Source organism: Hoeflea sp. Naph1 (assembly GCF_046837775.1).
GTDB lineage: Bacteria > Pseudomonadota > Alphaproteobacteria > Rhizobiales > Rhizobiaceae > Hoeflea.
The window spans coordinates 1,599,806-1,625,173 of the sequence record NZ_CP177286.1 but is presented as its reverse complement, the minus strand read 5'-3'; the positions used below and the strand labels follow the sequence as shown (position 1 = coordinate 1,625,173).

The following is a 25,368-nucleotide window of genomic DNA, read 5'->3' as shown; positions in this document are numbered from 1 at the left end:
CATACCGATACCAGCCTTGACGATGGTTGATCCGCGAGGCAACACCGAAGCCAAACTGATACACGATGCAGAAAGAAAATCATCATGCGTGGAAGCGCGTGAGTACCACCACAAAACAGGGACCGGGCACAGACAAAACGAATTGGTCGTTTCGGACGATCAGAAAATCCATATCGAACCAGAGGGAATGCACTCACCATGAATAAGACCGACTTCACCAATCGCACCGCCATTGTCACCGGGGGAGCGCAAGGCATCGGCGAGGCTGTTGCCCGCCGGCTTGCGGTCGGCGGAGCACGCGTGGCGATCTGGGACATGGACCACGATCTGGCAAAAGCCACCGCCGCTGACATCGGTGGCGGCGCGATTGCGACGCAAGTCGACATCGCCGACTGGGGCAGCGTGCAGAATGCCTTCACGGCAACGATCGAGGCCTTCGGGCGCGCCGACATTCTGGTCAATTCGGCAGGTATTGCCGGCTCCAACGCCCCGCTGGCCGATTATTCGCCAGAGGAATTCCAGAAGATCGTCAACATCAATCTGGTCGGCACATTCCACGTCAACCGGGTGGTTGTGCCGGCAATGCGCGAACACGGCTATGGTCGAATCCTCAACATTGCCTCGATTGCCGGCAAGGAAGGCAACCCCAACGCCTGTGCCTATTCAGCATCAAAAGCGGGCGTTATCGGTCTTACAAAATCGCTCGGCAAGGAACTTGCCGACCTCGACATCGCCGTCAACTGCGTCACGCCGGCTGCTGCCCGCACGCGCATTTTTGACCAGATGAAGCAGGAACACATCGACTACATGCTGTCGAAAATTCCCCGCGGCCGTTTCCTGGAACTCGACGAGGCGGCAGCGATGATCGCCTGGCTCGTCTCGGAGGAAAACAGCTTCACCACCGCCAGCGTGTTCGACCTCTCCGGCGGTCGCGCGACCTATTAGTGCATGACGCGTTCGAATGGATCCATTCGAACGAGAACGCACATGCATCAATTCATGCTCATACAGCACCGCGCGTCCAATTGGATGCGCGGTGCTGTCGTTCGCGATCCCCCTTTTCAGGGAAGCGGTTCAATCATGAAGCTGCTGCGCTCAGATTTTCCGCACCGTGGAAGCCGTGGTTTGTGGCTGATGACGCACATCGTCGAGGCGTCCGGTAAATAGTTACGGCGTTGGGAAAATTGTGGCGTTGATGACACCTGAACCAACCCGACGCCCGACGATGTCACCCCGTTCATCTTCAGGCTGCAAGCGTTGGTCTATTCCTCTACGAAAAAGATGAGGTGCGGCTCCGAAAGCCGCACTCCATGGTGTCGGACATTTCAATCTTCAAATAGGCATTTACAATGCGTATTAAAACGGCATAATCATTATCTCAAATACCCATTAAATGAGATAGCGATGCGCCTCACCTCCTTTACCGATTTCGGCCTGCGCGCCCTGATGCGCATCGCCTCGGCACCCGAGAAGGCATTTTCGAGCGCCGAACTGGCCGATGAATTCGGGTTGTCGCGCAACCATCTCGCCAAGATCCTGAGTGCTTTGGCACAAGCCGGCATCGTCACCACGCGGCGCGGCACGGGCGGTGGCGCAACGCTGGCGCGACCACCCTCCGATATCAAGTTGGGCGACGTGGTACGGGTGCTCGAGTTCGGCCAGCCGCTTGTCGAATGTTTCGCGGCCTCGGGCGGCGACTGCACAATTTCCGGCTGCTGCCGGCTGAAGACGCGTCTGCGGTCGGCCGAAACGGCCTTTCTCGCTGACCTCGATCGCTCTACGCTTGCCGATGTGGCCTTGCCATCTCTGGCAGCAGACGAGCCTCTGTCCGGCACAGACCGGCTTTCACCCGCAAGGAACGTTGCATGATCGCGCGACTCACCCTCACCGAACGCCAACTCGCCATCGTGCTTGCGGGTCTGCTGGCGCTAGTTGGCCTGACGATGGCGGCTGCAGCACGACAGGGCCCGATGGCCGTTCACGGCTTTATGGCGGTGGCCATAGGCGGTGCGCTGATTTCAGCGGTAATCGGCAAGATGTATGCGCCCGAACCGTCCCCGGAACGGCTTTCACGCTACTACGATGATCCGATCAAGGCGGGCATTCTAATCGCCATGGTGTGGGGTATCTTCGCCATGGCCGTGGGCCTCTGGGTGGCAGCATTGATGGTCTGGCCGGAGGCAACATTCAGCCAGGCCTGGGCCAGCTACGGGCGGATCCGTCCGGTGCACACCACCGGCGTGATTTTTGCGTTCGGCGGCAACGCCCTGATCGCCACCTCTTTTCACGTCATGCAGCGCACCTCTCGCGCCCGGCTGCCCGATCAGCTGAGCCCGTGGGTGGTGCTGGTGGGCTACAACCTGTTCTGCCTGTGGGCGGTGACCGGTTACCTGATGGGTGTCACCCAATCCAAGGAATATGCGGAACCCGAATGGTATGCCGACATCCTGCTGGTGGTCGCCTGGGTGGTCTATTTCGTGCTCTATCTGCGCACGCTGGCGCGCCGCGCTGAGCCGCATATCTATGTCGCCAATTGGTACTATCTGGCGTTCATACTGGTGGTGGCAATGCTGCACATCGTCAACAGCCTGGCGCTGCCGGTGAGCTTCGCCGGTACCAAGAGCTATTCGCTGTTTTCAGGCGTGCAGGACGCGATGGTGCAGTGGTGGTACGGCCATAATGCCGTGGCCTTCTTCATGACCTCGGGCTTCCTCGGCATGCTGTATTACTATCTGCCGATGCGGGCGCAGCGACCGATCTTCTCCTACCGGCTGTCGATCCTGAGTTTCTGGGGCATCACCTTCTTCTATATGTGGGTCGGTTCACATCACCTGCACTACACGGCGCTGCCGAACTGGGTGCAGACATTGGGGATGACCTTCTCGGTAATGCTGCTGGTGCCGAGCTGGGCCTCGGCCGGCAACGCGCTGATGACACTCAACGGCGCCTGGCATAGGGTGCGCGACGACGCGACGCTGCGGTTCATGTTCGTGGCGGCGGTGTTTTACGGGCTTTCCACCTTCGAGGGATCGTTCATGGCGATCCGTCCGGTCAACGCGCTATCGCATTACACCGACTGGACGGTTGGCCATGTCCATTCCGGTGCACTCGGCTGGCTGGCAATGGTTACCTTCGGGGCTTTCTACTCGGTCATCCCTGCACTCTGGGGCCGCGAGCGGATGTATTCGGCGCGGTTGATCGAGTGGCATTTCTGGCTGGCGCTGGCAGGGCTGCTCACCTACGTGTTTTCGCTGTGGAACGCCGGTATCACCCAGGGGCTGATGTGGCGGACCTACAATGAGGCCGGCACGCTGAACTATTCCTTCCTGGAATCGATCGAGGCAATGCGGCCCTATTACATCGCCCGCTTTGCCGGTGGCGCGCTGTTCCTGTCAGGAATCGTGGTTGGCGCGGCCAATATCTGGCTGACTGTACGCGGCCCACGCGGCACGGCTGCCGACCGTCCCCTCGCACTGCAAGCGGCGGAGTAACGCCATGTCCCTGTTCAAACTGCATTACAATCTCGAAAAGCATTCGATCGCGCTGGTGCTGGGCATCATTCTGGCGGCCAGTGTTGGCGGCATCATCGAGATCGCACCACTGTTTACCATTGATGAAACCGTCGAGACTACCGACGACATGCGGCTCTATACGCCGCTCGAACTCACCGGCCGCAACATCTATATCCGCGAAGGCTGCTACGCCTGCCACAGCCAGATGGTGCGCACGCTGCGCGACGAGGTGGAGCGGTACGGGCCTTATTCGCTGGCAGCTGAATCGCAGTATGACCACCCGATGCTCTGGGGCTCGAAACGCACCGGGCCGGACCTCGCCCGGCTGGGGACAAAATATTCCGACGACTGGCATGTCGCCCACCTGATTGATCCGCGCGCCGTTGTGCCGTCATCGATCATGCCTTCCTATCCGTGGCTCAGCGAAAACGAGGTGACGATCGATGACCTATCGGCTCACCTGAAAACACAACAACGCCTCGGCGTGCCCTATACCGACGAGATGGTTGCCAACGCAGCCAGTGATGCGCTGGGACAGGCCTCGCCGGACAGCGAAGGGGCCGAAGGCGTTGCCGAGCGCTACGGTGAGGCCACCAATATTCGCAGCTTTGACCAGGGCGCGCGCCTGACCGAGATGGATGCGCTTGTCGCCTATCTCCAGGTACTCGGGCAAATGACCCAGGCGCCCTATCAAACCCCGGAGCGGGCCGAACAATGACCCACGATACCCTCGTATTCATCGCCAAGACTTTCGGGCTTTTCTATTTGATGGGATTTTTCCTGATTGTGACCGTGCTGGTCTGCCGGCCTTCGCAGAGGGCTGCGGCCGAACACGCCGCGCGCTCGATCCTCGAAGCGGAGGACCGGCCATGTCGATAATCGAACGCGACCCCGTTACCGGGCATATTACCACCGGTCACAACTGGAACGGCATCAAGGAACTGAACACGCCGATTCCGCGGATTGTCATAGCTTTCATCATCGTCACCCACCTTTATGCGCTGATTGCCTGGGTGCTGCTGCCGACCTGGCCTTTGGGACAGACCTACACCAAGGGATTGCTCGGCATTGACCAGCGCAATGATGTTGAAACCGACATCGCCCGCGCCGATGCGGCCCGGGCGGACTGGACAACGGCGCTGGCGACACAGGACTTTGATACGATCCAGGCCAATGCCGATTTGATGGCCAAGGCCACGGCAACAGCCGCGGCGCTGTTCGGGCAAAATTGCCAGGCCTGCCACGGCAAGGAGGGCACCGGCGGACCGGGCTTTCCGCAACTGTCAGACAACACCTGGCTGTGGGGCGGGACCATGGAAGAAGTGGCCGAGACCATCCGCGTCGGTGTCAACAGCACCCATCCAGACAGCCATTTCGCCCAGATGCCCGCCTTCGGGCGTGACCAGATGCTGGACCGTTCGCAGATCTCGACCCTGACCGACTACGTGATGTCGCTGTCGGATGGAGTTCAGCCAGACGACAGCTCCGAGGGAGCAGTGCTGTTTCAGGACAATTGTGCTGCCTGCCATGGCGAAGATGCTCTCGGTGTCGAAGGCACCGGCGCACCGAACCTGACCGATGCGGACTGGCTCTATGGCGGCGACAAGAACACCATCCACACCACCTTGATGAACGGCCGGCAAGGCCAGATGCCAAGCTGGGCCGATCGGCTGAGCGAAGCACAGATCAAGATGCTGGCAATCTACGTGGTCAACTTGTCGAAGCCTGCATCATGACCGGCGCCCTGCGTCTGAAATTGTCGATCGGTCTTGCTGTCGCAGCCGGCGTCGGACTGTTCATCGCCGCTAACTGGCAGTTCGTGGAGCTGGCGTTTTCATCCAATCCCGGTTGTGTCTCGGTTGAGCCGTCACGGGTTGCGGCGAAACCCGGGTGTTGAAGGAAAAAAGTGATGCTTGAACCGCTTCCCGCCGTCGAGCCGCCGCTGCCGCCGGCCTACAGTTTCAAACGCGATCTACCCGCCGGCGCGGCGTTCGGCTGGCTGGCGGCCGGCTGGCGCGATTTTCGCCAAAACCCGTTCTCAAGCATTGCCTACGGGCTGACCGTGTTTTTGGTTTCGGTGCTGGTGATCTGGGCGCTGGTGGCAATCGATTTGCCGTCGTTCATCTTTCCGGCTTTGTCGGGCTTTCTCGTGGTGGGGCCGCTTGTCGCCATCGGGCTTTATGAGAAAAGCCGGCGCCACGCCGCGGGCGAGCACGTGCGCCTCACCGACATGGTTCTGGTTCGTCCGGCTTCGGGCGCGCAGATCCTGTTTGCGGGGCTGTTGCTGTGCCTTCTGGTGGTGCTGTGGCTGCGCGCCGCGGACCTTCTCTACGCGTTGTTTTTCGGGCTGCTGCCGTTTCCCGGCTTTGACCATCTGATTGCCCAATTGCTGACGACACCGCGTGGCTGGGCACTGATTCTCACCGGCTCGGCAGTGGGCGGGCTGTTTGCCGCCTTCGCCATGGCCATCAGCCTGTTCTCGATTCCGATGCTCCTGTCGCAACGCACCGACGCGCTCACCGCGCTTGGCACCAGTTTCGCATTGACGGCGCAGAACCTGCGGGTGGTGCTGCCGTGGGGGATCATCGTTGCCATCGGTTTCGCGGTATCGGTGCTCACCGGGCTCTTGGGCCTGATCGTGATTTTCCCGCTGCTCGGACACGGCACCTGGCATGCGTTTCAGGCGATGCGCACGGACCCTGAAGCCGTAAGGCAGGAGAACGGATCATGAGCGGCGCGCTGTTTCTGATCCCGGTCTCGCTGGCGCTGGGGCTGGCCGGGCTGGCGGCATTTTTCTGGAGCATGCGCCACAACCAGTTTGAAGACCTCGATGGCGATGCCGAACGCATCCTGATCGCTCCCGACACCCCCGCAGCACCAAAACCAAAGGAACAGCACCATGGATAACTGGCTTCCCACCCTGATCACCCAGACACCCAGCGAAGGCTATGATCTGGCGGTCAAACTTGCCCGCATCGCGATCAAGAAGACCCAGCCGGATGCCGCCACGCGCGACAAGGTTCGCAAGGATTACGAAGCAGACGCCGGCGCATTGATTGCCGTCTCCCAGGTCGTGGCCACACATTTCGCCACCATCTCGGCTGCCAATGACCATTGGCGCGCGAGCAAATAAACCTGCACCTATTGCAAAGCTGCATGCCGCCCGATCAGAGCGGTATGTAGCCTCAACTCTCGGCCGCAGTTGCTTTGCTTGATGCCTCCGGACAGCCCGGAAACCGGCACACTTCCATATTTTCCTGACCCAGCAAAACCGCGACAAAGATGCCTTGCGCGAGCGCCTGCTCAGCTTTGAATTTCCGCCAACGGCTGTCGCAGCGTGCTGGCGCGGATCATGACTTCGAAACCCAGATCGGTGGTTGTTGCCGGAATCTCGGGTTTTGTCAGCGCTTCGTTGAGCATCGTCATCGCCATCCGTCCCATTTGCAGCCGGTGAGTCCTGACGCTGGTGATGGCCGGATTGGCAGCCGCCATCATCTCCAGATCGTTAAATCCGCAAATACCCATCTGCGCCGGAACATTGATGCCGCGCCGCTGACATTCGAACAGCGCCCCAAGCGCCAGATCGTCATTATTGCACAGCACCGCATCGGTATCTGGCGCTTTTGCAAGCAGATCCGCCATCAACAATCCGCCCAGCGTCACCGATGACGGCTTGGGCGTTGCAATGATCCGCTGCTCTCCAAGCACACCGGCCGCGCCAGCCACATCCCGAAACCCCTGAAGCCGCCTCTGCGTACGTGGATCAAGCCGCGCCGCCAGAAAGCCGGGTCGGGCGTAGCCAGCGTCAAGAATATGGCGTGTGGCCGCGCGTGCGCCTTCGAGATGAGAGAACCCGACCATCATGTCGAAAGGCTCAGGCCCGGTTTCCATGATCTGCACGATCCGGCATGAGGCTGACAGTAACAGGCTGGACGTGGCCTCCGACTGATCAATGCCGGAGATGATGATGCCGGCCGGCTTCTGGTGCAGAAACGCTGTAACCAGACGCTCCTCTTCGAGCGGCGAATAGCGCGAATTGCCCAGCAGGATCTGCCAGCCCGTGCCTTCGACGGATTCGTAGATCCCGCTCATGACATCGGCGAAGACGGCATTGGTAATCGACGGCACGATCACACCGATAATGTTGGAGCGGCGCGCCGCAAGCGTCTGGGCGGCGGGATCGGGGGTATAACCGAGCTTATCGATGACCGCGCGAATTCGCTCCAGTTTTGCTTTCGAGACCTTGTCGGGCTCGCGCAATGCTCGCGACACCGTCATAGCGCTAACGCCAGCCTCGCGCGCAACATCCATAATTTTTGGGCGCATTCATCTATTCCGATCAATGGATTATCGGCACGTTCCTCTGGATTCGCATTGTAGCACAGACAAAATTGTTGACAAATGATAGCGCTAACATATTGTTCCCGACGGAGGAACCAGTATGAAGCCGCTTCAGCAAGAGCAAGCTCAGAATCCGCTCATGCTCATCGTCATGGGAGTCTGCGGTGCCGGCAAAAGCCGTATGGCCTCGCGTCTGGCTGCGGAACTACCTGCCACATTCATCGAGGCGGATGATTTTCACACAATAGAAAACAAGACGATCATGACCGCTGGCGGTGCCTTGACCGACACCCAGCGGCAGCCATGGCTGCAGGCTGTGGCGGATGCAGCACAGCGTGCGCTCGACCAGTCGGGCAACACCGTGGTGATCGCCTGTTCCGCCTTGCGGCGGATCTATCGCGATCAGTTTCGCAAGACCCTGCCGAGCGTACGGTTCATCCATCTGACGGCTGATCGCCATATCATCGCCAAGCGGCTTGCCCGGCGCCGGGACCATTTCGTGGGCGAAGCGCTGCTGGATAGCCAACTAGCTGTACTCGAGGCGCTCGACCGCGATGAAGAAGGTGCCCAATTTGACATGTCCGTCGAATTTGACACGGTGTTTGAGCAGGCGCTCAGATCGGTTCACGCTTGGTCCGCCGCACATGCGGCAAACCAGAAAAGTTGAACCGGAAACAAAACCCAATACCAAACCACCTATCGACAATCCAATGGAGGAAACAAAATGTTGAAATCAATCGTGAAAATGGGCCTGTCGACACTTACGGTGATCGCATTTGCGGCTGGCGCACAGGCGCAGGAAATGACGCTGAAGTTCCAGTCGTCCGATCCCGCAGGTAACCCCAATTTCGTTTTGCAGCAGGGCTGGGCGGCCGGCATCGCTGAAAAAACCGGCGGCAAGCTTGCCATCGAACTGCTACCGGTTGAATCGATTGTCGCCCATAACGAGACCCAGGATGCGATCGCCGCCGGCATTCTCGACGGCCACATCACCGACACGTCCTATTTTGCCGGCAAGGACCCGGCATTTGGGTTGATTGCCAACCCGGTCGGCGCCTGGTCTTCGCCGGATGAGATGTTCACCTTCATGTCCAAGGGCGGCGGCAACGAGTTGATGAACGAACTGCTTGAGCCCTATGGCCTGCACTTCATCGGCGCCACCACGCCGGGCCTTGAAGCTTTTGTCTCCAAGAAGCTGCTCAATGGCGTTGACGATCTCAAGGGATTGAAGATGCGCGCGCCCGAAGGCCTCGTGCAGCAGGTGTTTGCCGCTGCCGGCGCTGCTCCGGTCAATCTGCCGGGCTCGGAAGTGTTCACCTCGCTCGACAAGGGCGTGATCGACGCGGCAGACTATTCGGTGTTTTCGACCAACCAGGCACAGGGTCTGCACGACGTGGCGCCCAATCCGGTCTATCCCGGCTTCCACTCCATGCCACTCGTGGAGATTTCCATGAACAAGGAAAAATGGGACGCGCTTTCCGATGACGTAAAGACCGCGCTGGAAGAAAGTGTGGCCGAGTTTGCGCAGTTGCAGGTGTCAACGCTGGCAGCCAAGGATCTTGAAGCGGTTGAAGCCGCCAAGGCCAGCGGCAAGGTGACCGTCACCGACTGGTCGGCCGATGAACGCGCCAAGTTCCGCACCATCGCCACCGGCGAATGGGCGAAAGTGGCCGAGCGCTCGGACAATGCCCGCAAGGTCTATGATACGCTGACCGCCTATCTCAAAGAAAACGGCCTGATGAAGTAAGCAACGCCTATGAAGACACCGGCCGGATGGCGCAAGCTTTCCGGCCGGTATCACTGCACGGCAGATCGACCCGACACAGCCTGGAGGAAGCCCGATGAACGAACCGGATCGCAGTGCGGTCGAAACGGCAAAGGCCGTCGACACCGTTGAGCGAGGCGATGCCGGCGCCATTGCCGAAGCCGGGCTGATCGGCCGGTTGGTCGACAAGGGCGGCATCGTGTTTGCAATCGGCATCGTGGCGTCGATGGCAATTCTCATCAACGAGGTTTTCCTGCGCTACGTCTTCAACGCGCCGACCATCTGGGCGCATGAGACCACCATCTTTCTGTGCGGCATCGCCTTCATCTATGGCGGCCTCTACTGCACGGCCCGAAACAGCCACATAAGGGTGGTGCTGATTTACGACTTCGTTCCGGCAAGCATCCGGCGGGTGTTCGATATCATCATCTCGATCATCTGCGCTGCGGCGAGCGCGATGTTTGCCTGGGCCGCCTATCTGATGGTGCTGCGTTCCACATTCAGGCCGGACGGCTCGTTTCGTCTGGAACGTTCCGGCAGCGCTTGGGACCCGGTGTTTCCCGGCGCGCTGAAACTGTTTCTTCTCTTCGTGCTCACGGTTATGGCTTTGCAGTTCATCGTGCTGGCAGTCAATTACGCAAGAAAGCGCACATAATGGATTTTTTTGGCGCGCTGCAGGATATCGGGATCGCCAACGGCACATTCCTGATGTTCGCCATGCTGCTCGGGCTGCTGGTGACCGGCATTCCGCTGGCCTACGTGACTTTGCTTGTGGCGCTGGTGTTTGCGCTGGGTTGGTTCGGGCCGATGGTGGTGCCGCTGATTACCAGCCGGGTCTATTCGTTTGTCTCCTCCTTCGTATTTGTCTCGGTACCGATGTTCGTGCTGATGGCGGCGATCCTCGATCGATCCGGCATCGCCCGCGATCTGTTCGATGCGATGAAACTGCTCGGCGGACGATTGCGCGGCGGGGTCGCCATCCAGACCATCTTCGTGGCCGTCATCCTGGCGGCGATGAGCGGGATTATCGGTGGCGAAGTGGTGCTGCTCGGTCTCGTGGCACTGCCGCAAATGCTCAGGCTTGGCTATGACAAGCATTTGGCAATTGGCGTGGTGTGCGCCGGTGGCGCGCTTGGCACCATGGTTCCGCCGTCGATCGTCTTGATCATCTACGGGCTGACAGCCAATGTGTCGGTGGGCGACCTGTTCACCGCCGCCTTCATTCCCGGACTGATGCTGGCGAGTTTCTATGTCGCCTATGTGCTGATCAGGGCCTATCTCAACCCGGCGCTGGCGCCCGTCCCCGACCAGAACGACGTGGTGCCGCTGGCGGAAAAGCTGCGGCTGCTCAAGGGACTGATCCTGCCGCTGCTGGTCGTCACCGGCGTTCTCGGCTCTATTTATGGCGGGGTTGCCAGCGTCACCGAAGCCTCGGCCGTCGGCGTTGCCGGCGTTATTGTCTCCACCCTCATCCGCGGTGAACTCACCATCGCACTGATGAAGGGTGCGGCGCTGCAAACGCTGCAGACCGTCGGCATGATCGTCTGGATCGGCATCGGCGCCAGCGCGCTGGTCGGCGTATTCAACCTGATGGGCGGGATCAAGTTCGTTTCCGACATGATCACCGGCATTTCCGAGAATCCGACCATCATCCTGTTGTTCATGATGGCGATCCTGTTCGTGCTCGGGATGTTTCTCGACTGGGTCGGAATTGCGCTGCTGACAATGCCGATCTTCGTGCCGATCATCATCAAGCTCGGCTATGATCCGGTGTGGTTCGGCGTGTTGTTTGCCATGAACATGCAGGTTTCGTTCCTGTCGCCGCCGTTCGGACCGGCTGCGTTCTATCTCAAGAGCGTGGCGCCGGCCGGGATATCGCTGGCGACGATCTTCCGCGCGCTGGTGCCGTTCATCGCGCTTCAGGTGCTCGCCGTGGCGATCCTGATTGTGTTCCCCGGCATCACAGGGAGGTAGCCTATGCAGATCACCGCCCTTCGCACGCTGCGGCTCGGGGAATTCCCCAATCTGGTCTGGGTCACGATTGAGACAGATGAAGGCGTAACAGGCCTTGGAGAAACCTTCTTTGGCGCGTCGGCCGTAGAAGCATATCTTCACGACTGGTGTGCGCCAAAGCTGCTGGGCACAAATCCGCTGCATCTGCAGGCGCGGGTTAACTCGCTGAATGACTATATCGGTTGGCGTGGTGCGGGGGTCGAGACCCGGTCCTATTCGGCCATCGATATCGCGCTGTGGGATCTGTTCGCAAAGGCCCACGACCGTCCGCTGGCCGACATGCTGGGTGGGCGGTCGCGTGACCGGATTCGCACCTACAACACTTGTGCCGGTTACAAATATGTGCGCGATGCGCGCGCCCAGTCGGTCGCGAACTGGCATGCCGGCGAGACCGCCGGCCCCTATGAGGATCTGGAAGCGTTCCTGTCGGACGCCGGCGCGCTTGCCCGATCGCTGCTCGACCAGGGCATCACGGCAATGAAAATCTGGCCCTTCGACATCGCTGCGGAGCGCAGTGGCGGGCTCGACATCACGCCAGATGAGCTGCGTCAGGCGTTGCGGCCGTTCGAGCAAATCAGAGCGGCGGTTGGCGATCAGATGGACATCATGGTGGAGTTTCATTCGCTCTGGTCACTGCCCATGGCCAAACGGCTCGCCCGCGAACTCGCCCCGTTCAAGACCTATTGGCACGAGGACCCGTTCCGGCTTGATACGCCCGCCGATCTCAAGAATTACGCTACCGCGTGCGACACGTGGATCTGCGCCTCGGAGACGCTCAACGGCACTGCGGCTTTCAGGGATTATCTCGAAACCGGCGTGGCCGGGGTCGTCATGCTCGACCTTTCATGGTGTGGCGGGATTACCGAAGCGCGCAAGATCGCCGGAATGGCGGAAGCCTACAAGGTGCCGGTAGCGCCGCATGATTGTACAGGTCCGGTGGTCTATGCCGCATCATGCCATCTCTCGATGCATCTGAAAAATGCGCTGCTACAGGAATCGGTGCGGGCCTTCTACACTGGCTGGTATCGCGAACTGGCAACAGGACTTCCGCAGGTGGAAGGCGGCATGATATCGCTCAACGAGAGCGCAGGCCACGGGATAGAGCTGAATCCGGGCTTGTGGTCACGAGCCGATGCGGTCACAAGAACTACCACAATCACTACCGGTTAGACAGGATCATTTGCTGTGGTGGGTTGTTAACTGCTAGATATTATGGTGTCAGAAACCTTAAACGATCTGCCACCAGGAACCATCCATGATCAATGCACCCAGTTACCTGACCGCAACTCTGGTCGCCGCCGTTTTCGCCGCCGTCCCGCAGGCTCAGGCTTCTGACGCAAGCGGCCCCGGTATCTCGTTTGAACTGGGTGTCGCCGGCAAGATGACGCCGCGCTATTTCGGTGCAAGCAATCTGGTACTTTCACCGGTGCCACTGTTTCGTCTGAAGCGGCTGGAACTGCCCAACGGTTTTTCCATCGGCGGCGGCTCGGATGAGGGATTTTCGCTGAGCCCGTCAATCGATGTGATTGGCGAGCGCTCTGTCAAGGATTCCCCGGAACTGGTGGGATTGACGACGATTGACACAGCGGTCGAGCTCGGCATAGCCGTAAAATATCAGATCGGGAATTTTCGGGTTATGGGCGCCGTGCGGCGCGGCTTTGGCGGTCATGAGGGCTTTCGCGGCGAACTCGGTGCGGATGTGATCTTCAAGGCCAACGAACAACTGACTTTCCACGGCGGCCCGCGTCTGAATTTTGGCGACAGCAAATTCGCCAACACCTATTTCGGCGTCACCGCAGCTGAGGCCTCGGGCTTGTTTCCCGCAACCAATGCAGGCGGCGGGCTGATCAGCGCCGGTCTGGAGGCGGGCTTGCGTTACCAGTTTGATGATTATTGGGCCGTGGAAGCCGGTGCCGGCTGGTCGCGGCTCACCGGCGACGCAGCCAAGTCACCGATTACCGCCCAAGGCTCCAAAGACCAGTACACGCTTTCATTCGGCGTGCTGCGGCGGTTCGACATCGGCTTTTGAGCCGCATCATGTCATGGGCGCCGGTTTGCCGGACGCGTCATAAATGTTCTGACGAAGCCGTCGATCCTTCTCATATCCGATGGCTCCAGCTTGTGGAACCTCTGATCAGAGGGCATTGCTACCATCAGAGCGTGGCGGCGCCGGTGTCCTCGATTGAAACAGGTTCAGCAGCCAGGTCTTCCAGCGTCTGATCAAGCAGCTTGAGATCATCTCCAATCTCGTTGTCATCAACCATGGCGCTTTCGCTGCCAGCGCGCATTTCCGCCCGCGCATTCTCGCGCATGGTTTCGAGCTTCTCGATCCGTTCGCTGATCGAGAGCTTGTCGTTATCCAGAATCTTCTGAATGTCCACTTTCGTGTCCTGATGCGCCATTGTCGCCATCCTTTGCATAATCTCGAAATTCGTCGATTGACGGCATCACGCCGTCCTGTGCATCAATGCGACAACAGGCCAATCGTTCCATCAGCAAGCCAATCCGGACCCGGCTCCGCGTCAGCGAAGGCAACACCACTACCGCCGGGTTGACGGCCGCCGAGACGACAGGATCAGGTTGGTTTCGCTTGAGGTGATGCCATCGAACTTGCGGATCCGCACCAATGTGTCGTCAAGCTCCTGCAGGGTGTCGGTAGAAAGCTCGATGATCAGATCCCAGCGGCCATTGGTGGAATGAATTGCCTGCACCGCCGGCATGCCCTGCAACTGGGCGATGACCCGTTCGGTTCCCCGCCCCTCGATGCAGATCAGGGTCAGCCCCCGAACCGGAGCGGCGGTGACATCGGCCCGGGTCAGCACCGAGAAACCAGCGATCTCGCCGCTGGCCACCAGCCGCTCGATGCGGCTGCGCACAGTGGCTCGGGCAATCTTCAGCCGCGCGGCCAGATCGGAAATGGAGGCGCGGCCGTCGCGCCGGAGCGCCGCTATCAGCCGAATATCGGTATCATCCAATGTTGCCATGGCGCCTTACCGTTTTGGTTTATTGATGTTTCGATTTGATCATAATCATCCACGATTTTTGTTCAATCGATATGTTTTGAAGCCCGATCAGTTCGTCAACAACGATTATTCCGGACATTCGCCGGACCGCATGTTCCAATATGGAAGATCGGACTGACGCAAGTGCTGGTTCGGCCCACAAATTGGCAAAATCTCCAATTCAAACCGCCATCAGGCTCTGCGAGGAATCGGCTTCAAGGAGATACCGATGAGCCAGAACTGCATTCTTGTTGGGGCGCCAGTGGACAGCGGACAATCCAACCCCGGCTGCCTGATGGGACCCGCCTCTTATCGGGTCGCCGGCCTGGCTTCGACGCTCGAGGAGCTTGGCTGTTCGGTCAGCGACCGCGGCGATGTCGTGCCGCGCCGGCCAGAAGCGGCAACCAGTGCCAACCCGGCGGTGCATTCGCTGGCAGAAACGATCGCCTGGACACAGGCCCTGTCAAAAGCCGCCGAAGACGCGGCAAGCGCCGGATTTCCGATTTTTCTTGGCGGTGATCACAGCCTGGCGCTTGGCACGGTTGCCGGCGTCGCAGCTCATGCCAAGCAGCAGCAGCGGCCACTGTTCGTGCTGTGGCTAGATGCCCACAGCGATTTCCATACGCCGATGACAACCCGCTCGGGCAATCTGCATGGCACGCCGATGGCCTATATCGCCGGGCTCGACGGCTTTGACGCCTTTCCACCGTTTCCCGACCCGGTACCGGTCGAACGGATCTGCCTGTTCGGCATTCGCTCGGTTGATCCGGATGAACGCAAGGCGCTGCATGCACATGAGCTGACACCGGTCGACATGCGCGAACTCGACGAACGTGGTTTCGTGGCGCCGCTGCGCGGGTTTTTGGAGCAGGTCCGCGCCGCCAATGGCTTGTTGCATGTCTCGCTCGATGTCGATTTTCTCGATCCCTCGATCGCGCCCGCGGTCGGCACCACCGTGCCCGGCGGGGCCACTTTCCGGGAAGGCCATCTGGTGATGGAAATGCTGCATGAATCAGGCCTCGTCAGTTCGCTCGATCTGGTCGAGCTCAACCCATTTCTCGACGAACGCGGCCGCACCGCACGGCTGATGGTCGACCTGACGGCGAGTCTGATGGGCCGCAAGGTATTTGACCGCGCCAACCGAAGCATCTGATGCCGCTCGCGGTGTCGACAGTCAAACCGGCCGGCGGATCGGTCCGCGGCTTGATCGCCGGCATTCATTCGATGCCGTTCGCGGCCACCGCAGAAAACCATGGAGAGTTAGCATGACACCCCCATCCAATCTCGCTTACGTCCCCTTCATCAGTGTCGAAAACATGATGCGGCTGGTGCACAGCATCGGCGTCGAAACGGTTCTCAAGGAACTGACCGACGCGATCGAGCACGATTTCACCCGCTGGCCGCTGTTTGACAAGACGCCGCGGGTGGGCAGCCATTCCGATGTCGGGGTGATCGAACTGATGCCGACCTCGGACGGCGAACTCTACGGCTTCAAATATGTCAACGGCCACCCGACCAACACCAAGCAGGGTCTCCAGACGGTAACGGCGTTCGGGCTGTTGGCGCAGGTCTCGTCGGGCTATCCGGTGCTGTTGTCCGAGATGACGGTGCTGACGGCGCTGAGAACCGCGGCAACCTCGGCGATGGCAACCCGGCATCTGGCCCCCAAGGGATCGAAGGTGATGGCGATCATCGGCAATGGCGCGCAATCGGAATTCCAGGCGCTGGCGCTCAAGGCGGTGGTCGGCATCGAGGAAGTCCGGCTCTACGACATTGACCCGACCGCGACCGCAAAATGTGCCCGCAACCTAGCCAAAACCGGGCTCAAGGTGGTCTCCTGCCGCTCGTCCCAGGAAGCCATGGAAGGCGTACAGGTTGTCACCACCTGCACCGCCGACAAGCAATATGCGACAATCCTGTCCGACAACATGATCGGCGAAGGCGTCCACATCAACGCCATCGGCGGCGATTGTCCCGGCAAGACCGAGCTGCACAGGGACATCCTGCTGCGCTCCGAGATCTTTGTCGAATACCCGCCGCAGACCCGGATCGAGGGTGAAATCCAGCAGATGGACAAGGATCATCCGGTGACCGAGCTTTGGCAGGTAATCAATGGCGAAAAGCCGGGCCGGCGCTCGGCCAAGCAGATCACTCTGTTTGACGGTGTGGGATTTGCGATCGAGGATTTCTCGGCGCTCAAATATGTCTATGACCGGGCGCTCAAGACCGGCCACTTCCAGCAGCTCGACATGATCGCCGACCCCGACGATCCACGCGATCTGTTCGGCATGTTGCAGCGCGCCGCCGAACCGGCATAACCGTCTAGAAGAATTGCGTGGCGCCACCCTACTTGGCGAAAGCGGCGTCCCGGGGTATGGCACAGCCATGACTCAGGACGCCCCAGACACTCCGCCACTCGATACGCCGCCAATCCATCTGCTTGTTGATGCCGACGCCTGTCCGGTGCGCGAGCAATGCGTCAAGGTTGCCCTTCGCCACGGCATCAAGGTGACCTTCATCTCCAACAGCTTCATCCGGATCGAGGACGATCCACTGGTGGAGCGCGAGATCGTACCGGGCAAGTTCGACGCCGCCGATGACCGGATCGTCGAGCATGTGACTGCGCGGTCGGTGGTCGTGACCGCCGATATCCTGCTCGCCGAGCGGTGCCTGAAGGCGGATGCGGCGGCGGTGCTGAGCCCGATTGGCAAGCCCTTTACCCATGATTCGATCGGCATGGCAGTGGCAACCCGGTCGATCATGGCCGATCTGAGAGCCGGCGGCGCGCAGGTTGGCGGACCGGCGGCGTTCTCCCGCACCGACCGCTCGCGCTTCCTTTCGGCGCTGGATCTGGCGTTGGTCCGGCTGAAACGACACGGCTAGCAAAACGATCGATTGCGTCCGCCATTTTGCGGGATTAGCATCGCCGAAGAGGAAATCTTTCCGGCTTTCTGGTTTTTCCAGACAATCGGGCGGGCGCTCCGATATTTGCGCGACCCGAACCTCATTGAGGTTGTGGATTGATGACATGTCTGGCTGATGCATTGGGGCATTCGGACGCATCGGTTAAATGAGTAGGGGGAGAGCGATCATGGCCTATGTGGACATGCTCAGGACATTTGTGCGGGTATACGAGTTGGGCAGCATGTCGGCTGCGGCGCGCGACCTGCGGGTTTCCGCAGCGGTCTCGTCGAGCCGGATATCGGACCTGGAAAAAAGCCTCGGCGTGCGGCTGTTCAACCGCACCACCCGCAGCTTGCGCGCCACCGCGCATGGCGAATTGTTCTACAAGGGCGCGATCAAGATCCTCGACACCATCCGCGAAGTAGAGGGCGGGATTGCCGAGATCACCGAGCATCCCAAGGGCACGCTGTTCATCTCGGCGCCACTGGCGCTCGGCAAGAAACTGGTGGCGCCGCTGATTCCGGCGTTCAAGGCGGAGTATCCCGACATCAATGTCCGGCTCAGACTGTCGGACCGCAAGGTCGACATCGCCCAGGAGGGGCTTGATGCCGCCTTCGTGCTCGGCCCGCTTCCCGATTCGGATCTGCGGGTTCGCGCGATCCATGATTTTCAACGGGCGCTGGTCGCCTCCCCCGGTTACGTCAAGAGCCATGGCATGCCCGAAAGCGGCGACGATATTCTCGCGAACGGACACAAGTGCCTGTTGCTGCGCTATCCAGGTGCCACCGAATTCTTCTGGAACCTGGTGGTCGGCGGCGATACCCGCGGCTTTCATCCCGAGGGTTCGCTGGAAAGCGACGACGGAGATGTGCTTACCGCCTGGGCGCTGGCCGATTGCGGCATCGCCAGCAAGACCCGGTATGACGTGTCCGCGCATCTGGATTCCGGTGCCCTGATCGAGGTGGCAACCGCAACGCCGCCGGTGCCGCAGCCGTTTTCTTGCCTGTACCCGCACAAACGGCTGCAGGACCCGAAGGTGAAACTGTTCATCGACCACGTGATCAAGGGAGCGCGGGTGGAGATAGAGCGGGTCGCGGCCTCAACATCTTCGGGAAAAATTTGAAACTGAAAAGGATTTTTCCGGGTTACGATCAGCATACTCCAGCATTCGCCCGGGAGGGGCGGCGCCGGGAGGCGACATCAGGTAGGATGTCGGAATGCAGGTGCGTTGCGATTGCGCAGTGCCCGGCAGAGAGGCGGGGATCGGGGCAATGGGGGGCCGCGATCCGGCGTTGATAGCGCCCCTGAGGGAAGAGGAAACGGCCATGGCCGATACATCGCTGGGCACCGCGGAACAATTGCGCGACCCGAATTACACACCACCACTGGCAAAGGCTGTGCCGCTCGGCATCCAGCATGTGCTGGCCATGTTTGTCTCCAATGTCACACCGGCGATCATCATCGCCGGGGCCGCCGGCATCGGCTTCGGATCGGATCAGGGCGCGCTCGGTTTTCCCGACATGACCTACATGATCCAGATGTCGATCCTGTTTGCAGGTATCGCCACACTGCTGCAGACCATCGGCATGGGGCCGATCGGCGCCCGGTTGCCGATCGTGCAGGGCACCAGCTTTGCCTTTGTGCCGATCATGATCCCAGCCGTCGCCGGCCTGGGAGTTAATGGCCTGGCCGGGCTGATGACCGGCGTGATGATCGGCGGCATGTTCCATTTCTGCCTGGGATTTGTGGTCGGACGGATCCGCTATGCGCTGCCGCCGCTGGTAACCGGGTTGATCGTGCTGATGATCGGGCTGGCACTGGTCGAAGTGGGCGTCCAATACGCAGCCGGCGGGGTGCCGAAAATGGGCACGCCCGATTTCGGCAGCCTGGCGATGTGGGGGCCGGCACTGGTGGTCATCGTTGTCACCCTGGCGATCAAGTTCTTCGCTCGCGGCTTTGCCGCGGTCGCCGCCGTGCTGATCGGCATCATCGCCGGTTACGTGGTGGCCCTGTTGATGGGCCAGGTGAGCTTCGGTAACCTGGCCAAGGCCAGCTATTTTGCGCCGCCGATCCCGTTCAAATGGGGCTTCGAGTTCAATTTTGCCATCGTTCTGGGGATGTGTTTCATGGCCATCGTTTCGGCCATCGAGACCGTCGGCGACACCTCGGGTATCACCAAGGGCGGCGCCGGCCGTGAAGCGACCGACAAGGAAATCGAGGGCGCCACCTTCGCTGACGGGTTGGGTACGGCAATCGCCGGTGTATTCGGCAGCCTTCCCAATACCTCATTTTCACAAAATGTCGGGCTGATCGCCATGACCGGCGTGATGAGCCGCCATGTGGTCACCATCGGCGCGCTGTTCCTGATTGTCTGCGGTTTCATTCCTAAAATCGGGGCGCTGATCAACACCATACCGATCAACGTGCTGGGCGGCGGGGTGATCGTGATGTTCGGCATGGTCTGTGCCGCCGGGGTCAACATGCTCTCGGACGTCAACTGGAACCGCCGCAACATGGTGATTTTCGCGACCGCGCTGTCGGTCGGTTTCGGGCTGCAACTGGTGCCTGAAGCACTGCAACATGTCGGCAAGACCGCCCAGATCCTGCTCACCAGCGGCCTGCTGCCGGCAGCGGCAATCGCCATCATCCTCAACCTGGTGCTGCCCGAAAATCTCGACGATTGAGATCGGCGCAAGCGGACCTGAAAAAGCCCCCGGTTTCCGCCGGGGGCTTTACGTTGACCGAGCCGCTATCCGGCGGGATCACGCGTTTTGCGCGGCAGCCCGGATGGCCGTGATATTTTTGGCCCAGTCGGCTTCGCCTGCGCCCTTGAAGACGGCGGAACCTGCGACCAGCACATCGGCGCCGGCGGCAGCGACCAGCGGCGCGGTATGGGGCGTAACCCCGCCATCGATCTCGATGTGGATCGGCCGGTCGCCGATCATCTTTTTCACCCGCGCCACCTTGTCGACCACGGAGGGGATGAAGGCCTGGCCGCCGAAGCCCGGGTTGACCGTCATCAGCAGCACCAGATCGAGCCGGTCGAGCACATATTCAATGACGCTTTCCGGCGTCGACGGATTGAGCGATACACCGGCTTTCTTGCCAAGCGAGCGGATCGCTTGCAGCGATCGGTCGAGATGCTTGGTGGCTTCGGCATGGACGGTAATGATGTCGCAGCCGGCTTCAGCAAAGGCTTCGAGATAGAGATCGCAGGGCTCGATCATCAGGTGGCAATCGAATATCGCCGTGGTGCGCGGCCGCACCGCTTTGACGATACCGGGGCCAAAAGTGATGTTGGGAACGAAGTGGCCGTCCATCACATCGAGATGGATCCAGTCGGCGCCGGCGCGCATGACGCCTTCAATATCATCACCCAGCCGCGAGAAATCGGCGGACAGGATCGAGGGGGCAATCAACACGGGACGGGTCATGGCGCTTTCCTTGAAAGTGGAGCGAAGGCCCGCCCCATGGTCTCGTGCAGCGGTTTGCCCGATCAGGCGGCAGATGGTCAAGCCGCAGCTAGAACTTGGCTGTTGAAACCGCGCCCACCGCTTGCGCGAATCGCGATGCCTTGCGCAAGCTTGCCCGTCAGAAGCAAGGAGCCTTCGCCATGCCACGTCCACCGATCAGCCATTCCATCGTGTTTACCTACACCGACGATCTGCCGCGCGCCTCGGCCTTCCTGCGTGATGTGATGGAGCTCGATTTCGTGGTCGATCAGGGCGCCTGCCACATCTACCGGCTGACACCGCTGAGCTATATCGGCGTGTGCAATCTGCCCGACCGTCCGCAAGGGACCGCCGGCGTGACATTGACGATCGTCTCGCCGGATGTCGACGGCTGGCGGGACTTTCTGGAAGCCAAGGGCGTGACCTATGTCAGCGGCCCGGCGCACAGCGACGAGTTCGGCGTCTACAGCTCGCTGTTTCATTCACCCGACGGCTACCGCGTCGAAATCCAGAGTTTCGACGATCCGGATTGGGACCAGGGCAGCATCACCTGACACTGCCCCTCACCGATTTGACTGTACTCAGAACCGGATCGGCTCGCGGGTCATTTCCAGATGCAGCGTATCGCCACTCCACGGATTGGCTTCGCAGACCTGCTCATCGAGTTCGACGCCGATCCCGGGTTCGCTCGACGGAATCACATAACCGTCGTCCCACTCGATCTTCTTCTTGAGCAATTCAGCGTGAAATCCGTCCCAGGTCTTGATCGATTCCAGCACCAGAAAATTCGGCAGCGTGGCGGCAAGCTGGATGTTGGCGGCGGCAACCAGCGGGCCGCAATAGCAATGCGGCGCGATCTGAATGCCGAAGGCCTCGGCCATGCCGGCGATCTTCTTGGTTTCCAAAAGCCCGCCGGAGCGTCCGAGATTGGGCTGCAGGATGGCCGCAGCGCGGGCTTCGATCACGCGTGCGAATTCGTGCTTGGTGACCAACCGTTCACCGGTAGCGACAGGAATTGAGGTGGCGCGCGCGACTTCGGCCATGGCGGCGATCTGGTCGGGCGGCACCGGCTCCTCGAACCACAGCGGATCGGCCGCTTCGATGGCGCGGGCCATACGGATGGCGCCGGCTGCAGTGAACTGGCCGTGGGTGCCAAACAGGATGTCAGCGCGCGTGCCCACCGCTTCGCGCACGGCGCGGACCATGCGGGCGCAGAGATCGATATCGGTGAGCAAAGGCTGGTGTCCGCCCTGGACGCGGTAGGGTCCGGCTGGATCAAACTTGACCGCGGTAAAGCCCTGACGCACCGCCTCAAGGGCTGCGCCGGCAGCCAGTTCTGGGTCGTTGTAGACGTTGGAGCCGCCTTCCATATCCACCGGATAGACATTGCCCGAGTCCGGATAGAGATAGGTGTAGGAGCGAAGCCCTTCATGCACCCGTCCGCCGAGCAGCTTGTGCACCGGCTGGCCGGCTTCCTTGCCGATGATGTCCCAGCAGGCGATTTCGAGCGCCGAGCAGCAGGCCATCATGGTCATGTCCGGCCGCTGCGAGAAACCGGAGGAATAGCAGAGCCTGAAGAAATTCTCGACGTCATGGGGATCGCGTCCGACCAGATAGCGCGACGCCACATCCTCGATCAGCCGGGCGGTCAGATGCGGATCGAACGCCGCGTCGTAGGCTTCGCCATAGCCCACAACACCGCCATCGGTGACCAGTTTGACGAACAGGAAATAGCGTCCGCCGGTCTGTGGCGGCGGATTGGCGACAACAAAGGTCTGGACGTCCTTGATCTTCATGGGGCTCTCCGGAAGTTCTGGGTCGGGCGGGTGCAATCGAGCAGGATTTCGCCGCAGAATCCAGCCCATGGAAGATTTTCGCACCGAACCCGGACCAGAAACTCCAATCGCGAGTAAAGGCAAGCATCGGGCAAGCTTGCCCTGACAGGATCGTGCCAGCCAAGGCCTCAAGCGAAGATACGAAATGATCCAGCTTTCCATCTGCCTGCCAACACGCAACAGGCAGAAATACTGCATTGAAACCATCCGGGCTCTCGCCCAAAGCGAGGTGACGAATTTCGAAGTTATTGTCGGTGACAATTCCGATGATGCCTCGGTTCTGTCAGGCTTCTTTTCAGATGATTTCCAGGATCCCCGGTTTCGTTTGATCGGCCCTGAAGACAGGGTTCTTCCCATGGTTGACAACTGGGAACGCCTGGTTGGCGAAACCAAAGGGCGCTGGCTCTGCGTAATCGGCGACGATGACTATATCGATCCGAAACTTGTGCTTCTGCTCAAATATTACGAGCGCATCTACCCTAAAGCGGAATCGATCAGTTGGGCGCGGATGAACTTCAGCTGGCCCGATAACCGACCGGACCCGGGATTGTCAGTCATACCGGTCGCCCACGACACCTATCTGGCGGTCAAATCCATCGTTCAGGATCAGCTTTACCGCTGGTCGCAAGGCAACAAGCGCCCATCGGTGGGTTTCGGCATCTATCATGGCGCGGTTCGCAAATCGCTGATGGAACGGATCAAGCGCAAGTATGGCGGACGCTATTTCGAACATCCCGTGGTCGACTACGAAAGCAGTTGCAAAATCATCCGCGAAGCAAAAATGCTGGTGCACTGCCAGCGGCCGTTTTCTGTTCTGGGGGCATGTGCGGCTTCAAACTCTGCGGGCACGAAATCACGAAAGACCATGGCGGAACGCGTCAAGGCGTTCAAGGCAGAAGCCGAGGGTAAAGTCGATATGGACGACCCTGTTTTTCCCTTTCCGATCAGCGATCCCGGCGCATCGATCTGCGCGTCCATCGCCTCCACCACGTCCTGGTTTTGCCGCACCTACGGCATAGACCTCACCGGTTTCCCAGAAAATTTTGCCCGCGCGGCGATGGACGAATTGAGCGGCACTGTGATCGAAGAAGACTTCATGCTCAAGAAAGCGTATTTCGAGCGCGGTTTTGATGCCTGGGAAGGTGGCAAATGGCGCGACTGCTTCCAGCCAGCACCTTTCTGGGGCAACAGATCAACCAATGAAATGTGCGGTGTCCTCAAGAATTATCTCTATGTCCGCGAAGACGTGACGCCTTCTCAGACGCCGGCTGAATTCTACCGTTTTGCCGAAGCCACCATCATGCCGATCGAGCATGTCACCTCAGGCGCACGGACCTTCTCCCGATGACCCGGTTGACCATCTGCATACCCACCCGCAACCGCCAGTCCTACGCGATGGACGCAGTGCGCCACATGCTGGCTTCGAAGCGGCAAGACTTCGAAATTCTGATAGCCGACAACTCCGATGACGCCATCCCCTTGGCCAGCTTCGTGGCAGAACAGAAAGACAGCCGTGTGCGGCTCTTGCCGCCGGAGGAAAAGCCGCTTTCGATGCAGGACAACTGGGAACGGCTGCCGCAGCAGGCGCGTGGTGAATGGGTCAGCATCATCGGTGATGATGATTATCTCGACCCCGAACTGTGCGAAGCGCTGCGCGTTACCAGCCTGCGCGTTTCCAACGCCGATGCCTTTGCCTGGGGCCGGTCCTATTTCGTCTGGCCCGATGCGCGGGGCGAGCGGGAAATCACCCGCGTCCCGACCGGAAGCCATCTGATGCACATGGCGAAAAAGGATCTGATGCGCAAAATGTTCTTTTGGGAAGACGCCAAGGACCGACCGGCTTGCCCGTTCGGCATCTATCATGGCGCGCTCAAGAAAGAGCTGTTGGACCGAATCCGAGATGCCTTCTCAAACCGCTATTTCGAACATGCCAATCCCGACTACGACAGCATCTGTAAAACGGTGATGATGGCAGATTTCTGCATTTACTGGGAACGACCGCTGTCGGTATTCGGGGCATGCAAAGCTTCCAACTCTGCCGGTCTGCGCGATGATGCTGTCGGACGGGAACGCATCAAGACGGTCCGTGAGGAAAGCAACGGCGAGCTGGAAGCAGCCAACTTTCCATTCCCGCTCGAACTCGGAATCACTGCGTCCGTGGCGCACACCGTGGAATGGTTCAAACAGCGCTACGGCATAGAACTGAACGGATGGGAAGAAGGATTCATCAAAGCCTGCGCCGGAGACTGCGAAAGCCAAAATGACCGTGCCCGTTTTGATGCGAAGAAAGCCGGGTATGCCGCCGCTATCAAGGAATGGCGCGGGATCAAAGCGCTCAAGCAGTTCAATCCGGTCTACCGCTACCGTGCGGATGTCCCGAAATTCATGGGACACGCAGAGGGCAATCTGTATTTGGACATGGCGATTGGCAACGCCCAGACTGCCGCCGAGTATTATCGGCTGCTTGACGGCATGCTATTTCCTGTTCACCTGCTTGAAAGCCGCTTGAACGACGCCTGACATTGCTCGCTGACACAAGGCCGC

The 25,368-nt window shown here is 60.0% G+C and carries 29 protein-coding genes; 24 read left to right on the top strand and 5 right to left on the bottom strand.

The features are described 5' to 3' along the window. Positions 1–198: 198 nt before the first annotated feature. The 10 genes from ACK6D9_RS07725 to ACK6D9_RS07680 all read left to right on the top strand — a co-directional run bounded on the left by ACK6D9_RS07725 (position 199) and on the right by ACK6D9_RS07680 (position 6,645). Positions 199–945, top strand: a complete 747-nt coding sequence (locus ACK6D9_RS07725) for an SDR family NAD(P)-dependent oxidoreductase (protein WP_412051230.1) — start codon at positions 199–201, stop codon at positions 943–945. Between the two features lie 459 nt (positions 946–1,404). Continuing rightward, entirely contained in the window at positions 1,405–1,869 is a 465-nt protein-coding gene (locus ACK6D9_RS07720) for an Rrf2 family transcriptional regulator (RefSeq protein ID WP_322989010.1), read from the top strand. Further along, entirely contained in the window at positions 1,866–3,491 is a 1,626-nt protein-coding gene (gene ccoN, locus ACK6D9_RS07715) for a cytochrome-c oxidase, cbb3-type subunit I (RefSeq protein ID WP_322989011.1), read from the top strand. The genes ACK6D9_RS07720 and ccoN overlap by 4 nt, the downstream gene beginning before the upstream one ends. A 4-nt stretch (positions 3,492–3,495) precedes the next feature. Then, on the top strand, positions 3,496–4,230 hold the full coding sequence (gene ccoO / locus ACK6D9_RS07710; RefSeq protein ID WP_412051229.1) for a cytochrome-c oxidase, cbb3-type subunit II: 735 nt from the start codon (positions 3,496–3,498) through the stop codon (positions 4,228–4,230). Continuing rightward, on the top strand, positions 4,227–4,391 hold the full coding sequence (locus ACK6D9_RS07705; protein WP_322989013.1) for a cbb3-type cytochrome c oxidase subunit 3: 165 nt from the start codon (positions 4,227–4,229) through the stop codon (positions 4,389–4,391). The genes ccoO and ACK6D9_RS07705 overlap by 4 nt, the downstream gene beginning before the upstream one ends. Beyond that, positions 4,382–5,248, top strand: coding sequence for a cytochrome-c oxidase, cbb3-type subunit III (gene ccoP, locus ACK6D9_RS07700; protein ID WP_412051228.1), 867 nt, complete (start codon positions 4,382–4,384; stop codon positions 5,246–5,248). The genes ACK6D9_RS07705 and ccoP overlap by 10 nt, the downstream gene beginning before the upstream one ends. Beyond that, positions 5,245–5,409: a hypothetical protein gene (locus ACK6D9_RS07695; protein ID WP_322989015.1), complete on the top strand. Its 165-nt coding sequence runs from the start codon at positions 5,245–5,247 to the stop codon at positions 5,407–5,409. Before ccoP ends, ACK6D9_RS07695 begins: the two co-directional genes overlap by 4 nt. 12 nt (positions 5,410–5,421) lie before the next feature. Beyond that, a complete protein-coding gene (locus ACK6D9_RS07690; RefSeq protein WP_412051227.1) occupies positions 5,422–6,243 on the top strand; it encodes a DUF2189 domain-containing protein in 822 nt (273 codons plus the stop codon). After that, positions 6,240–6,419 (top strand): cbb3-type cytochrome oxidase assembly protein CcoS, encoded by a 180-nt coding sequence (gene ccoS / locus ACK6D9_RS07685; RefSeq protein WP_322989017.1) that lies wholly within the window; start codon positions 6,240–6,242, stop codon positions 6,417–6,419. The genes ACK6D9_RS07690 and ccoS overlap by 4 nt, the downstream gene beginning before the upstream one ends. Further along, entirely contained in the window at positions 6,412–6,645 is a 234-nt protein-coding gene (locus ACK6D9_RS07680) for a hexameric tyrosine-coordinated heme protein (protein ID WP_322989018.1), read from the top strand. The genes ccoS and ACK6D9_RS07680 overlap by 8 nt, the downstream gene beginning before the upstream one ends. A 170-nt stretch (positions 6,646–6,815) precedes the next feature. Here ACK6D9_RS07680 and ACK6D9_RS07675 read toward each other — a convergent pair whose 3' ends face one another. Then, positions 6,816–7,838, bottom strand: coding sequence for a LacI family DNA-binding transcriptional regulator (locus ACK6D9_RS07675; protein ID WP_412051226.1), 1,023 nt, complete (start codon positions 7,836–7,838; stop codon positions 6,816–6,818). Positions 7,839–7,953: 115 nt separating this feature from the next. Here ACK6D9_RS07675 and ACK6D9_RS07670 point away from each other — a divergent pair, with 115 nt between their 5' ends. The 6 genes from ACK6D9_RS07670 (at position 7,954) to ACK6D9_RS07645 (ending at position 13,660) form a co-directional block, all read left to right on the top strand. Continuing rightward, positions 7,954–8,520: a gluconokinase gene (locus ACK6D9_RS07670; protein WP_412051225.1), complete on the top strand. Its 567-nt coding sequence runs from the start codon at positions 7,954–7,956 to the stop codon at positions 8,518–8,520. Between the two features lie 57 nt (positions 8,521–8,577). After that, complete coding sequence (locus tag ACK6D9_RS07665) at positions 8,578–9,600, top strand: TRAP transporter substrate-binding protein (RefSeq protein WP_412051224.1); 1,023 nt, start codon at positions 8,578–8,580, stop codon at positions 9,598–9,600. Between the two features lie 94 nt (positions 9,601–9,694). After that, on the top strand, positions 9,695–10,273 hold the full coding sequence (locus ACK6D9_RS07660; protein WP_412051223.1) for a TRAP transporter small permease subunit: 579 nt from the start codon (positions 9,695–9,697) through the stop codon (positions 10,271–10,273). Then, positions 10,273–11,592 carry a TRAP transporter large permease gene (locus ACK6D9_RS07655; protein WP_412051222.1) on the top strand — a complete coding sequence of 440 codons (1,320 nt, stop codon included), beginning with the start codon at positions 10,273–10,275 and terminating at the stop codon, positions 11,590–11,592. Before ACK6D9_RS07660 ends, ACK6D9_RS07655 begins: the two co-directional genes overlap by 1 nt. A gap of 3 nt (positions 11,593–11,595) precedes the next feature. After that, positions 11,596–12,801: a mandelate racemase/muconate lactonizing enzyme family protein gene (locus tag ACK6D9_RS07650; protein WP_412051221.1), complete on the top strand. Its 1,206-nt coding sequence runs from the start codon at positions 11,596–11,598 to the stop codon at positions 12,799–12,801. An 85-nt stretch (positions 12,802–12,886) separates the two neighbouring features. Then, positions 12,887–13,660 carry a MipA/OmpV family protein gene (locus ACK6D9_RS07645; RefSeq protein ID WP_412051220.1) on the top strand — a complete coding sequence of 258 codons (774 nt, stop codon included), beginning with the start codon at positions 12,887–12,889 and terminating at the stop codon, positions 13,658–13,660. Between the two features lie 124 nt (positions 13,661–13,784). On the opposite strand, the gene ACK6D9_RS07640 is transcribed toward ACK6D9_RS07645, so the two are convergent. Together ACK6D9_RS07640 and ACK6D9_RS07635 are read right to left on the bottom strand one after the other, a co-directional pair. Next, a complete protein-coding gene (locus ACK6D9_RS07640; protein ID WP_412051219.1) occupies positions 13,785–14,033 on the bottom strand; it encodes a hypothetical protein in 249 nt (82 codons plus the stop codon). A gap of 138 nt (positions 14,034–14,171) precedes the next feature. Continuing rightward, positions 14,172–14,615: an Lrp/AsnC family transcriptional regulator gene (locus tag ACK6D9_RS07635; protein WP_412051218.1), complete on the bottom strand. Its 444-nt coding sequence runs from the start codon at positions 14,613–14,615 to the stop codon at positions 14,172–14,174. Between the two features lie 247 nt (positions 14,616–14,862). Between ACK6D9_RS07635 and rocF the strand changes: the two genes are divergently transcribed. The 5 genes from rocF to ACK6D9_RS07610 all read left to right on the top strand — a co-directional run bounded on the left by rocF (position 14,863) and on the right by ACK6D9_RS07610 (position 20,221). Next, entirely contained in the window at positions 14,863–15,786 is a 924-nt protein-coding gene (gene rocF, locus ACK6D9_RS07630; RefSeq protein WP_412051217.1) for an arginase, read from the top strand. A 112-nt stretch (positions 15,787–15,898) separates the two neighbouring features. Beyond that, positions 15,899–16,951, top strand: a complete 1,053-nt coding sequence (locus tag ACK6D9_RS07625; RefSeq protein WP_412051216.1) for an ornithine cyclodeaminase — start codon at positions 15,899–15,901, stop codon at positions 16,949–16,951. 67 nt (positions 16,952–17,018) lie between these two features. Beyond that, positions 17,019–17,516: a YaiI/YqxD family protein gene (locus ACK6D9_RS07620; RefSeq protein ID WP_267655474.1), complete on the top strand. Its 498-nt coding sequence runs from the start codon at positions 17,019–17,021 to the stop codon at positions 17,514–17,516. 208 nt (positions 17,517–17,724) lie between these two features. After that, positions 17,725–18,660 (top strand): LysR substrate-binding domain-containing protein, encoded by a 936-nt coding sequence (locus tag ACK6D9_RS07615; protein WP_412051215.1) that lies wholly within the window; start codon positions 17,725–17,727, stop codon positions 18,658–18,660. 202 nt (positions 18,661–18,862) lie between these two features. Then, complete coding sequence (locus ACK6D9_RS07610) at positions 18,863–20,221, top strand: nucleobase:cation symporter-2 family protein (RefSeq protein ID WP_322989086.1); 1,359 nt, start codon at positions 18,863–18,865, stop codon at positions 20,219–20,221. Between the two features lie 78 nt (positions 20,222–20,299). On the opposite strand, the gene rpe is transcribed toward ACK6D9_RS07610, so the two are convergent. Continuing rightward, a complete protein-coding gene (gene rpe / locus ACK6D9_RS07605) occupies positions 20,300–20,971 on the bottom strand; it encodes a ribulose-phosphate 3-epimerase (RefSeq protein ID WP_412051214.1) in 672 nt (223 codons plus the stop codon). Positions 20,972–21,150: 179 nt separating this feature from the next. Here rpe and ACK6D9_RS07600 point away from each other — a divergent pair, with 179 nt between their 5' ends. After that, positions 21,151–21,543, top strand: coding sequence for a VOC family protein (locus ACK6D9_RS07600; RefSeq protein WP_412051213.1), 393 nt, complete (start codon positions 21,151–21,153; stop codon positions 21,541–21,543). 27 nt (positions 21,544–21,570) lie between these two features. On the opposite strand, the gene ACK6D9_RS07595 is transcribed toward ACK6D9_RS07600, so the two are convergent. Further along, positions 21,571–22,785, bottom strand: a complete 1,215-nt coding sequence (locus tag ACK6D9_RS07595) for a mandelate racemase/muconate lactonizing enzyme family protein (protein WP_412051212.1) — start codon at positions 22,783–22,785, stop codon at positions 21,571–21,573. Positions 22,786–22,969: 184 nt separating this feature from the next. Between ACK6D9_RS07595 and ACK6D9_RS07590 the strand changes: the two genes are divergently transcribed. Together ACK6D9_RS07590 and ACK6D9_RS07585 are read left to right on the top strand one after the other, a co-directional pair. Continuing rightward, positions 22,970–24,172, top strand: coding sequence for a glycosyltransferase family 2 protein (locus tag ACK6D9_RS07590; protein WP_412051211.1), 1,203 nt, complete (start codon positions 22,970–22,972; stop codon positions 24,170–24,172). After that, the gene (locus ACK6D9_RS07585) at positions 24,169–25,344 is read left to right on the top strand and encodes a glycosyltransferase family 2 protein (protein WP_412051210.1); all 1,176 of its coding nucleotides are present in this window, start codon (positions 24,169–24,171) and stop codon (positions 25,342–25,344) included. Before ACK6D9_RS07590 ends, ACK6D9_RS07585 begins: the two co-directional genes overlap by 4 nt. Positions 25,345–25,368: the final 24 nt, after the last annotated feature.

Excerpts from the sequence above, each read along its gene's own strand:
- ACK6D9_RS07725 (WP_412051230.1), top strand. The coding sequence starts at position 199 with ATGAATAAGACCGACTTCACCAATCGCACCGCCATTGTCACCGGGGGA.
- ACK6D9_RS07720 (WP_322989010.1), top strand. The coding sequence starts at position 1,405 with ATGCGCCTCACCTCCTTTACCGATTTCGGCCTGCGCGCCCTGATGCGC.
- ccoN (WP_322989011.1), top strand. The coding sequence starts at position 1,866 with ATGATCGCGCGACTCACCCTCACCGAACGCCAACTCGCCATCGTGCTT.
- ccoO (WP_412051229.1), top strand. The coding sequence starts at position 3,496 with ATGTCCCTGTTCAAACTGCATTACAATCTCGAAAAGCATTCGATCGCG.
- ACK6D9_RS07705 (WP_322989013.1), top strand. The coding sequence starts at position 4,227 with ATGACCCACGATACCCTCGTATTCATCGCCAAGACTTTCGGGCTTTTC.
- ccoP (WP_412051228.1), top strand. The coding sequence starts at position 4,382 with ATGTCGATAATCGAACGCGACCCCGTTACCGGGCATATTACCACCGGT.
- ACK6D9_RS07695 (WP_322989015.1), top strand. The coding sequence starts at position 5,245 with ATGACCGGCGCCCTGCGTCTGAAATTGTCGATCGGTCTTGCTGTCGCA.
- ACK6D9_RS07690 (WP_412051227.1), top strand. The coding sequence starts at position 5,422 with ATGCTTGAACCGCTTCCCGCCGTCGAGCCGCCGCTGCCGCCGGCCTAC.
- ccoS (WP_322989017.1), top strand. The coding sequence starts at position 6,240 with ATGAGCGGCGCGCTGTTTCTGATCCCGGTCTCGCTGGCGCTGGGGCTG.
- ACK6D9_RS07680 (WP_322989018.1), top strand. The coding sequence starts at position 6,412 with ATGGATAACTGGCTTCCCACCCTGATCACCCAGACACCCAGCGAAGGC.
- ACK6D9_RS07675 (WP_412051226.1), bottom strand. The coding sequence starts at position 7,838 with ATGCGCCCAAAAATTATGGATGTTGCGCGCGAGGCTGGCGTTAGCGCT.
- ACK6D9_RS07670 (WP_412051225.1), top strand. The coding sequence starts at position 7,954 with ATGAAGCCGCTTCAGCAAGAGCAAGCTCAGAATCCGCTCATGCTCATC.
- ACK6D9_RS07665 (WP_412051224.1), top strand. The coding sequence starts at position 8,578 with ATGTTGAAATCAATCGTGAAAATGGGCCTGTCGACACTTACGGTGATC.
- ACK6D9_RS07660 (WP_412051223.1), top strand. The coding sequence starts at position 9,695 with ATGAACGAACCGGATCGCAGTGCGGTCGAAACGGCAAAGGCCGTCGAC.
- ACK6D9_RS07655 (WP_412051222.1), top strand. The coding sequence starts at position 10,273 with ATGGATTTTTTTGGCGCGCTGCAGGATATCGGGATCGCCAACGGCACA.
- ACK6D9_RS07650 (WP_412051221.1), top strand. The coding sequence starts at position 11,596 with ATGCAGATCACCGCCCTTCGCACGCTGCGGCTCGGGGAATTCCCCAAT.
- ACK6D9_RS07645 (WP_412051220.1), top strand. The coding sequence starts at position 12,887 with ATGATCAATGCACCCAGTTACCTGACCGCAACTCTGGTCGCCGCCGTT.
- ACK6D9_RS07640 (WP_412051219.1), bottom strand. The coding sequence starts at position 14,033 with ATGGCGCATCAGGACACGAAAGTGGACATTCAGAAGATTCTGGATAAC.
- ACK6D9_RS07635 (WP_412051218.1), bottom strand. The coding sequence starts at position 14,615 with ATGGCAACATTGGATGATACCGATATTCGGCTGATAGCGGCGCTCCGG.
- rocF (WP_412051217.1), top strand. The coding sequence starts at position 14,863 with ATGAGCCAGAACTGCATTCTTGTTGGGGCGCCAGTGGACAGCGGACAA.
- ACK6D9_RS07625 (WP_412051216.1), top strand. The coding sequence starts at position 15,899 with ATGACACCCCCATCCAATCTCGCTTACGTCCCCTTCATCAGTGTCGAA.
- ACK6D9_RS07620 (WP_267655474.1), top strand. The coding sequence starts at position 17,019 with ATGACTCAGGACGCCCCAGACACTCCGCCACTCGATACGCCGCCAATC.
- ACK6D9_RS07615 (WP_412051215.1), top strand. The coding sequence starts at position 17,725 with ATGGCCTATGTGGACATGCTCAGGACATTTGTGCGGGTATACGAGTTG.
- ACK6D9_RS07610 (WP_322989086.1), top strand. The coding sequence starts at position 18,863 with ATGGCCGATACATCGCTGGGCACCGCGGAACAATTGCGCGACCCGAAT.
- rpe (WP_412051214.1), bottom strand. The coding sequence starts at position 20,971 with ATGACCCGTCCCGTGTTGATTGCCCCCTCGATCCTGTCCGCCGATTTC.
- ACK6D9_RS07600 (WP_412051213.1), top strand. The coding sequence starts at position 21,151 with ATGCCACGTCCACCGATCAGCCATTCCATCGTGTTTACCTACACCGAC.
- ACK6D9_RS07595 (WP_412051212.1), bottom strand. The coding sequence starts at position 22,785 with ATGAAGATCAAGGACGTCCAGACCTTTGTTGTCGCCAATCCGCCGCCA.
- ACK6D9_RS07590 (WP_412051211.1), top strand. The coding sequence starts at position 22,970 with ATGATCCAGCTTTCCATCTGCCTGCCAACACGCAACAGGCAGAAATAC.
- ACK6D9_RS07585 (WP_412051210.1), top strand. The coding sequence starts at position 24,169 with ATGACCCGGTTGACCATCTGCATACCCACCCGCAACCGCCAGTCCTAC.